Source organism: Candidatus Frankia nodulisporulans (genome assembly GCF_902806475.1).
GTDB lineage: Bacteria > Actinomycetota > Actinomycetes > Frankiales > Frankiaceae > Frankia > Frankia umida.
The window spans coordinates 1-7,154 of the sequence record NZ_CADCWS010000214.1; the positions used below are offsets into that span (position 1 = coordinate 1).

Sequence of the window (7,154 nt, forward strand, 5' to 3'; positions counted from 1 at the left end):
TGCGGAGATTCTGTTGATTTGCAGCACAGCTGATTCGAGGCATCAGCTTGTGGCTGACAATATCGCCGTGATCATGTTCGTTTATTTGTCGTGGCGGGAGCGTCGGTCGTTCAGGCGGATGTGGTGCCCTGGCGCGAGAACGGGCGGGCGGAATGTCGTGGTGGAAGGGGGCGCTGACGGGTGGATGCGGCCGCGGTGACGGAAACCGCCGCGGCCCGGTCGAGGTGTCGGACCCAGACGGCGACCCGCGCTGGTAGGTGGGTGGGAGGCCCGCGGTGATCGCATCTCCGCGGACGGCGGGACGCGGGTCGTCGCCGCACTGATCTCCGGCTGGCTGCGCCTCCGTCCGTGCACACGCCCACCGGGCGCTCGGTGCCCGGCACCAGGGGTCGGGGACGGGCTGGACCATGCCTGGGCACGGCGAGTACGAGTTCGGGGCGCGACGGGGCGGATGCGTCGTGGCCGGCGCTCGCCGCTCACCTGCTCGAGCGTCGGCCTCGGTGGAGCGGGACGAAGACGAATGGGTGCGGCTGGGAAGGGATATCCCCGCAGGTGGGAGCCTCTCGCCCGAGAGCCGCTAAGGTAGCCCGCGATGGCGTCAATCATGACAATTTCGCCGGGGGCGGCGTACCGAATTCGGGGGATGGCGACGGTGCGGTGCGTCGCGTGTGGCCGCAAACGGCGGTGCGCGGTTCGATGTTCGGCGGAGGCGAGTGGATTCGCAACCTGCTGACCTGGGAAAACGTCATCATCTGCAAGATTGCGTCGACATTGTGGGGGTGTGACCGTGACCGCGGTACGCGTGGGAGACGCCGCCGGGGTGCCGACCGGTGAGATGAGTGCCGTCCCGCCGGGTGACGTTCCCGTCCTGGCCAGCCGGATCGATGCGTTCGGGGAGCAGGCGCGTCGCAACGCCGAGGGGCACTGGGACGCGGTGACGGATCTGCAGGAGAGGCTCGCCGTCGCCGCGGCCGGCGGGTCACCGAGGGCGCGTGAACGGCATGTCGAACGCGGCAAGCTGCTCCCGCGTGATCGGGTCGACGCTCTGCTTGATCGAGGGAGTCCCTTCCTCGAGCTCTCCCCGCTCGCGGCGAACGGGCTGTACGACGATCCGGTGCCGGGGGCGGGCATCATCACCGGGGTCGGACGGGTCAGCGGCCGGGAATGCCTCATCATCGCCAACGACGCGACGGTCAAGGGCGGCACCTACTACCCGTTGACCGTGAAAAAGCATCTGCGGGCGCAGGAGGTCGCGCGGCAGAACCGGCTGCCGTGTCTCTACCTGGTGGACTCGGGGGGTGCCTTCCTGCCGCTACAGGAGCAGGTGTTTCCTGATCGAGACCACTTCGGTCGGATCTTTTACAACCAGGCGCGGATGTCGGCGCAGGGCATCCCGCAGATCGCCGCCGTGCTGGGATCGTGCACGGCGGGGGGTGCCTACGTTCCGGCGATGGCCGACGAAGCGGTGATCGTCCGCGACCAGGGCACCATCTTCCTGGGCGGCCCGCCGCTGGTGAAGGCCGCGACCGGCGAGGTGGTGAGTGCCGAGGAGTTGGGTGGCGGGCTGCTGCACGCGCGCACGTCCGGCGTCACCGATCATCTCGCCGATGATGATCATCATGCGTTGCGGATCGTCCGGTCGATCGTGGCCACGCTGGCACCCCGTGCGCCGCGGCCGTGGGAGGTCGTGCAGGTCGAGGAGCCCGCTGTCGACCCCGCGGGGCTGTACGCGGCTGTGCCGCCGGACGGGCGTACCTCCTACGACGTCCGTGAGGTGGTCGCGCGCATTGTCGATGGCAGCCGCTTCGTCGAGTTCAAGGCGGAGTTCGGCACCACCCTGCTCACCGGAACCGCCCGGCTGCACGGCCATCCGGTGGGCATCGTGGCGAACAACGGTGTCCTGTTCGGTGAGTCGGCGCTCAAGGGCGCGCATTTTGTCGAGCTCTGCGACCAGCGCGGGATTCCGTTGGTGTTCCTGCAGAACATCACCGGCTTCATGGTCGGTCGTGAGTACGAAGCCGCCGGTATCGCCAAGCACGGCGCGAAGATGGTCAACGCCGTTGCCTGCGCGCGCGTACCGAAGTTCACGGTCGTCATCGGCGGATCCTACGGTGCGGGGAACTACTCGATGTGCGGGCGGGCGTACTCGCCACGTTTCCTGTGGATGTGGCCGACCGCACGGATCTCGGTGATGGGAGGTGACCAGGCCGCGGCCGTGTTGGCCACCGTTCACCGTGATCAGCTCGCCGCCTCCGGTGTGGACTGGGGCGCCGAGGAGGAGGCATCCTTCCGCACACCGATCCGTGAACGGTATGCGGCGCAGAGCAGCGCCTACTATTCGACGGCTCGGCTGTGGGACGACGGTGTGATCGATCCGGCGGACACCCGGACGGTGCTGGGGCTGGGGCTTTCGGTCGCGGCCAATGCTCCCCTCGATCCGGTTGGTTACGGAGTTTTTCGGATGTGACCTCTGCTCGTCGGAAAACAGTGCGGGCGACGGCGGGAGTGAGTGCAGTGGCATGCAGGGTGTGAACGGAGGGATCGACGTGACGGGCGGGAACGGTGAGAACCCGACTTCTGCTGGAGCGCTGCCCGCGCCGTCGCCGGCGGGGCCGACCACGAACGGTGTCCATGATTCGGGCATTTCCGTCTCCTTCGCGTCGCCCGCCTCGGCGGCTGGTGCGGCACCGGGGGTGAGCGAGGCCGAGACGCCACCGCCGGCCGCCGCCGACGGTGCGGCTGCGGGCGCCATCACGTCTGTCCTGGTGGCGAACCGGGGGGAGATCGCGGTCCGGATCATTCGGACCCTGCGAGAGCTCGGTATTCGGGCCATCGCGGTGTATTCCGATGCCGATGCCGATGCGCGCCATGTCCGTGAGGCGGAGGTGGCGGTCCGCCTCGGGCCGGCGCCGGCCCGCGAGAGCTATCTGAACATCGACGCGGTGCTCGAGGCGGCCCGGGTCAGTGGCGCCCGTGCGGTGCATCCGGGCTATGGGTTCCTCGCCGAGAACGCTGGCTTCGTGCGGGCGTGCGAGGCCGCCGGCCTCGTGTTCATCGGACCGGCGGTGACCGCGGTGGAGCTGATGGGCGACAAGATCGCCGCCCGGCGGACCGTGGCGGAGGTCGGCGTTCCCGTGGTGCCGGGCCGGTCGGTCCCGGGTATGGGCGATGCGGCCCTGGCGGAGGCCGCCGCCCAGGTCGGCTATCCGGTGCTGGTCAAGCCGTCGGCGGGCGGGGGCGGCAAGGGAATGCGGATCGTGCGTGAGCCCGCGGAACTCGGGGCGGCGATCGCCTCCGCCCGCCGGGAGTCGGCCGCCGCGTTCGGTGACGACACCCTGTTCGTGGAGCGGCTGATCTCCCGGCCCCGTCACATCGAGGTGCAGGTTCTGGCGGACCGGCACGGCACGGTGCTGCACCTGGGCGAACGTGAATGCAGCCTGCAACGGCGCTATCAGAAGATCGTCGAAGAGGCGCCGTCGCCGCTGCTGGACGAACGGACCAGAGCGCGGATGGGTGCCGCCGCCGTCGCCGTGGCGCAGGCGGTCGGCTATGTCGGCGCGGGCACGGTGGAGTTCATCATGTCGGCGGACGCGCCCGACGATTTCTACTTCATGGAGATGAACACGCGGCTGCAGGTGGAGCATGCCGTCACCGAGCTGGTCACCGGGGTGGACCTAGTCGCCGAGCAGATCCGGATCGCGGCGGGCGAGCCGCTGCTGTTCGGGCAGGCCGACGTGCGTACCGCCGGGCATGCGATCGAGGCCCGGGTCTACGCGGAAAACCCGGCGCGCGGATTCCTGCCGACCGGTGGGGACGTGCTCGACTTTCGCGAGCCGGCTGGTCCCACCCTGCGGGTCGACGCCGGCATCGCCACCGGTGACACGGTCGGCACGGACTACGATCCGATGCTTGCCAAGATCGTCTCCTGGGGTTCGGATCGGCGGGTGGCGTTGGCGCGTCTGGACGCGGCGCTGGCCCGCACGGTCCTGCTCGGGGTCGCCAGCAACATCGGATTCCTGCGGGCGCTGCTGGGACATCCCGACGTCCGCGCCGGTCGCCTCGACACCGGCCTGATCGAACGTGATCTCGCTGGGCTGGTCCAGGACGAGCCACCCAGCGAGGCCCTCCACGCCTACGCGCTGTTGCGGCTGCTCGCCCTGCAGCCGACCGGTGCGCTGGTCGACCCGTGGGAGGTGCCCTCCGGCTGGCGTCCCGGCGAGCCCGCCTGGCTGAGCTGGGATGTGCTGCTGCCGGCCACGGTGGCACCGGCGGGGGGCGCCGTGGCGTCGCCGATCCGGACCGGCCACGCGGAAGACACCGGTGTCAACGGTGCGTCAGCGCCGGTGGCGGTGGCGGCGGTCGCCGGGACGGCGGCGGTGAACGGGTCGGGCGAAGCGGCGCAGGGCATGCCACCTCGCCGTGCGACCCGGACCGTGCGGGTCTCGGCTCGAGGCACGCCCGCCGCGGCGAGGCTCCGCGTGGGCGAGGGGGCGCCGGTGGCGGGGTCCGTGCGGATCACGGGTGACGATCTGCTGGTCACCGTCGGATCGGTCACCACCAGGTGGGCCTTCGCATGGGGCCCGGGCCCGGGCGCGGGCGACGGACCGGGGCCGGTGCTGTGGCTCGGACGGGATGGACGGGCCTGGGGCTTCGAGCCGGCACCCATGTCGTCCAGCCGTCGGCGCGCCACGACGGACGGTGGGACGGCGCGCAGTCCGATGCCGGGGACGGTCGCCGCTGTTCTGGTGACCTCCGGCGAGGTGGTCGCCGCGGGAGCGCCGCTTGTCATCGTCGAGGCGATGAAGATGGAGCACCCGGTGACAGCCCCGGTCGCCGGCGTGGTCACCGACGTGCACGTCCACCGCGGCGATCAGGTCCGCCTCGACCAGGTCCTCGGGGTCGTCGCCGCGTCATCCCCCGACGGCCCGGAGCCAGGCCAGGTTCCGGTCCCAGGGCCAGGGCCAGGAACCGCGCTGGGAGCTGGGCTCGGAACGGGAGCGGACGCCGGCGCGGGAGAGGGACGCCTCGCCGGTGTCGGGGACGGACGTTCCGGTGAGGTCGGCACACCCGAAGGACGTGCGGCGGCCGGCTGACAGCGACGCGCCGGCCGTCACGCGTCGACCCCGACCGGCGACCGGCCGACTGCCGACCGGCGGCGGGGTTCAGCGGGGGAGGATCGCCGAGATGCGGGCCAGGAGAGTGATCCTGGCTTCGTCCTCGCCGAGATCGACAAGATCGATGATGTCGACGCCGATGGTGGACGCGGAGGGTGCGGTGGCCTCGACCTGCACCGCGATCAGCCTGTTCGTCGTCCCCGCCTGGTCGTTCGTCGCCCCTTCCTGGTCGAGGGGATGGGCTCGTGAGACGACGACGAGGGTGCGGGTCTGTTCGATGTCCGCGTGTCGCGCGCGTTGCCCGTTGGTCCGGGTGACGTCGGCTTCGGTGACCCGCCAACCGGCCTTCCGAAGGTGGTAGTGAATCCAGGCCGCCCAGGTCTGGTCGGTGGGCGCGTAGGAGATCACGATATCGACGTCCGACGCCGGCCGCGGTGCCGACCGGCTGGCCGGGGTGCCCACGGAACGCTTCCCCGCAGAGCGTGCCCCGGCGGGCCGCGACGCTGACGGCGATGACGCGGTGGCGGCCGGAGGAGGCGTGTCCGCGGCCGGCGCCGGCGGGTCGGTCGTCAGCGCCAGGGGTGCCGGGGTGGCGATGTCGCCGGCGGGTGCCGCGGGTCCGGGTACGGCGCTCTGGTGCGACGTCGGGGTGGCTGGCAGGGGGTGGCGTCCGAGGATGGCGGTGGCCGCGTTCGCGGCGAGACGCAGGAACCAGTCGCGGTCCTCCGGTCGGGTTGACGGTCTTACCATGCAGGTCAGGGCGCAGGCGAGCAGGGACAGCGGTACCTGGGCCCGCCAGTGGTCGACCAGACCGACCCTGCGCGCCCAGTCCTCCGTGGCCTTTCGGGTGGCGCAGATGAACGTCGCCAGCCAGCTGGGAAGCAGCTCTCCGGTGTTGTGCGGGTCGAGAAGCATCTCGATGGCGGCGGTGCGCCCCCCCCGGGCCGAGTTCGTTCAGCGTGCGGGCCAGCAGGTGAAGCACGAGGTGGGTGGGGTTACGGGTGAGCACCGCGTGGGCGGAGTACCGGGCGAGATCGATGAGCTGGTAGGACGTGCCCACGTCCTGCAGGGACATGGGCACGAGGATGTTCTCGATGTGCAGGTCGCCGTGCACCCGTCCGATGAACGTCGGTAGCACGATCGGGTCGTAGCGGTCGGTGTCGAACACCAGGCTGAACGGGTTCACCAGGAGCTGATCCTCCTCCGCGCAGGTCAGGGTGGTCCCGGGATAGGCCTGCGCAAGCCTGGTGACCGCCCCCCCGCGCAGCTGCGCGATGGCCGAGCTGGCGGCGCAGGATCGCCGGGACGGCGAGGTCCGACAGCTGTGGCGGGCCGGCCCATTCGGTGAGGGTCGAGCCGACGACGGTGGCGCTGGCGGCGGCGAAGGTGGCGGCGGTGGCAGCGGTGACGGTCTGCTGGCCGCGGGGGAACTGGGGGCTCTGGCCGTTGGCCAGGATCGGGAGTCCGCCGAGCGCGCGGCGCGGTGGGTGCAGCATGTCGTGCAGCACGGTCTGCAGGGTGACCATGTCCGACAGGCTGCCGCCCGCGACCCGCTGGAAGATGAACCACCACCCGTCGCCGCCGGAGACCGGGGCGCGTATCAGCTCGGCGAGATGGGCGTCGGCGAAGACCTTGTCGTGGTTCAGGGCGTCCTCGTGCAGGGCGAACTCGCCGGGGTGGGAGTCACCGGTGGCCTGGTAGACCTTCATGATGACCAGCTCGGCCCCGCGGAAGCGGTGATGCTCGATCACGGCGGCGATGACGGCCGAGGACCGCCCGTTCGTCAGCCACCGGTCGAGGGTGAAGCTGATGCCGGATGCGGCGCACCACTGTTCCAACGCATCGGCCGTGGCCGGATCGAGTCTTTCCCGCAGCCGCATGTCCACGCAGGGCATACCAGGTCTCCCGATAACAGACATATAGGATCTAAGCGTGGCTTTGTCGGGTTCTCCGACGGACCCGGGTACGGGTCCTCGCGCCTCGGGACGTGGGTGGCCCGGCGCGAGTGGAACAGGCCCTGGCCCAATGGCCGTAGGTTAA

The 7,154-nt window shown here is 70.7% G+C and carries 4 protein-coding genes; 2 read left to right on the forward strand and 2 right to left on the reverse strand.

The genetic code is table 11. The features are described 5' to 3' along the window. Window positions 1-835 precede the first annotated feature (835 nt). Window positions 836-2,467, forward strand: coding sequence for a carboxyl transferase domain-containing protein (locus G6R24_RS16320; protein WP_163550101.1), 1,632 nt, complete (start codon window positions 836-838; stop codon window positions 2,465-2,467). A gap of 52 nt (window positions 2,468-2,519) precedes the next feature. Then, window positions 2,520-5,093: an acetyl/propionyl/methylcrotonyl-CoA carboxylase subunit alpha gene (locus tag G6R24_RS16325; protein WP_163550098.1), complete on the forward strand. Its 2,574-nt coding sequence runs from the start codon at window positions 2,520-2,522 to the stop codon at window positions 5,091-5,093. 69 nt (window positions 5,094-5,162) lie between these two features. Here the strand turns inward: G6R24_RS16325 and G6R24_RS16330 are convergent, their stop codons facing one another. Both G6R24_RS16330 and G6R24_RS16335 read right to left on the reverse strand, forming a co-directional pair. Further along, a complete protein-coding gene (locus G6R24_RS16330; RefSeq protein WP_163550099.1) occupies window positions 5,163-6,029 on the reverse strand; it encodes a toll/interleukin-1 receptor domain-containing protein in 867 nt (288 codons plus the stop codon). 80 nt (window positions 6,030-6,109) lie between these two features. Next, complete coding sequence (locus tag G6R24_RS16335; protein WP_163550100.1) at window positions 6,110-7,009, reverse strand: hypothetical protein; 900 nt, start codon at window positions 7,007-7,009, stop codon at window positions 6,110-6,112. Between the last annotated feature and the right edge of the window lie 145 nt (window positions 7,010-7,154).

What these genes read in the sequence shown, in the direction of transcription:
- G6R24_RS16320 (WP_163550101.1), top strand. Translation starts at nt 836, where the DNA reads ATGAGTGCCGTCCCGCCGGGTGACGTTCCCGTCCTGGCCAGCCGGATC.
- G6R24_RS16325 (WP_163550098.1), top strand. Translation starts at nt 2,520, where the DNA reads ATGCAGGGTGTGAACGGAGGGATCGACGTGACGGGCGGGAACGGTGAG.
- G6R24_RS16330 (WP_163550099.1), bottom strand. Translation starts at nt 6,029, where the DNA reads ATGCTTCTCGACCCGCACAACACCGGAGAGCTGCTTCCCAGCTGGCTG.
- G6R24_RS16335 (WP_163550100.1), bottom strand. Translation starts at nt 7,009, where the DNA reads ATGCCCTGCGTGGACATGCGGCTGCGGGAAAGACTCGATCCGGCCACG.